General features: G+C 47.0%; 2 protein-coding genes. Both read left to right on the forward strand.

Translation table 11 applies throughout. The features are described from left to right. The first annotated feature begins 4 nt into the window (after positions 1 to 4). A complete protein-coding gene (locus AB4653_RS25800) occupies positions 5 to 436 on the forward strand; it encodes a hypothetical protein (protein WP_372105651.1) in 432 nt (143 codons plus the stop codon). A gap of 24 nt (positions 437 to 460) precedes the next feature. Then, positions 461 to 1878 (forward strand): alkaline phosphatase family protein (locus AB4653_RS25805; RefSeq protein ID WP_372105650.1); only part of this gene is annotated, 1418 nt, incomplete at its 3' end.

A 1878-nucleotide genomic window follows, 5' to 3' on the forward strand; every position in this document is an offset into this window, starting at 1 on the left:
CATTGTGAAAGTCTCCGAATTACAAAACATTATAGATCACTTACCCCAAGATTCCGATCCGGATATTGTTATTGGTGAAGCGTGGTTGCCTGAGCGTTTGGTGAATACCAACCTAGACGGCGACATGCTATTTCTTGAGTTCGATAATGCCCCTGAAGACAATCAAGGGGATGAAGAAGGCCGTGGTTTTGTTGAACACGAAATTGCTATGATTCGTGAAAAACTAGAGCAAGTGTTAGACGACACATCCGATACTAAGACCAAAGCCGATGCCCTATTGGCAATATTTCTAATGGGCCATGAACTTTCTAGCTCGGAAGTTATCGAACTCCTTGAAGCAGATGGTTCTGAAACACCTGAGTCTGAAATGATCGCGCCCGACATAACAGAGCCTGAAACGAACAAGCTCGAAACAAAACAACACCACGACGACTAGCCACCAACGATTTTAGGTACCGTATTGAAACCCTCTACGACATCATCTCTTCCCCTGTTACTCGCCGGACCCATTTTAAGAAAAACGACTGCAACTGAAGTCGTACTTTGGTTAGCCACCAGCTCGCCTCTGACAGGCAGAGCCGAACTGTATACCCGTAATTCTGACGTAGAGCCAGACCAACCGTTTTATACCTCATCGCTTGAAGATCATGATTCGATTCAAATCGGTACACATGCGTGGGTAACGCTCATCCGCTTACAAGGCGAGTTCCCGACGAATACACCTCTAGAGTATGACGTTCACACAGAGTCAGGCTCATTAAAAGAGCTTGCCCCTCACCTTGTTTACAACGGTAAATCTCGCGTTGAGTTTAAGATATCGACCTCGGCTGATTACATTCTTCATGGCTCTTGCCGTAATCCACATCATCCAAGCAAAGACAGCCTAGTCGCAGCAGATAACAAGATTGCCGATCAAACCGTCGCTGAAAGACCCGATATGCTGATGATGAGCGGCGATCAGATCTACGCTGACCATGTGGCAGGCCCAACACTTGATGCTATTCAGCAAGTGATTCAATTGCTTGGCCTAGTGGGAGAGAGCTTACCGACTGACTCGCAAGTTAACCGAATCAACAGCAGTGACGCCTTATTTGAGAGCGAATATCACTTATATCAACGTGATCAGTACTTGCCACACCACACCACTTCAGCATCCATGCTCGATAAGTTCTTCCCAAATCGTGGCGTACCGATTTTTAGCTCTACCGATTGTGAAAACCACTTGGTCACGCTGTCTGAGTTTATCGCGATGTACCTGTTAGTTTGGTCGCCGACACTGTGGCAGTGTGTCAATCGAGAGCGCTTAATTGAGAATAACTTCACTCAAGGTGGACGCCAATTAACACCGACTGAGCAGCAACAGTGGCGTGATGAAAGCGTCATCATGGATGATTTCATTGCTGGCTTACCGCAAGTACAACGTCTGTTCGCACATATCCCTACGTACATGATCTTTGATGATCACGATGTGACCGATGATTGGAACCTTACCGTGGGTTGGGAACATGCCGTAGACCAAAACCAGTTCGCAACTCAAGTCATTGGTAACGGCCTTGCGGCTTACTGGATGTGTCAGGGCTGGGGTAATAAACCGGAGAGCTTCGACGAGACATTCATCGAGCAAGCAAAACAGCTTTTTGTCGATCAACCGCGCGTTACTAAACAAACGCATAACGCTAAACAAACGCATGACGTTGAACAAACGGACAACCTTAAACAAACGAACAGTGAAACCGGCGATGCCGCGACTACTCACTCTGTTAGCGACATCGAGCCAAACAAGCATCGAGCCTTCATTGAGATGCTGAGTCGCTTTGAGGAGTGGCATTACACAATAGATACTTCACCCAAAGTCATTGTGTTGGATACCCGAACCCG

The organism is Vibrio sp. 10N.222.48.A3 (assembly GCF_041475345.1).
In the GTDB taxonomy this organism is placed as follows: domain Bacteria; phylum Pseudomonadota; class Gammaproteobacteria; order Enterobacterales; family Vibrionaceae; genus Vibrio; species Vibrio tasmaniensis_A.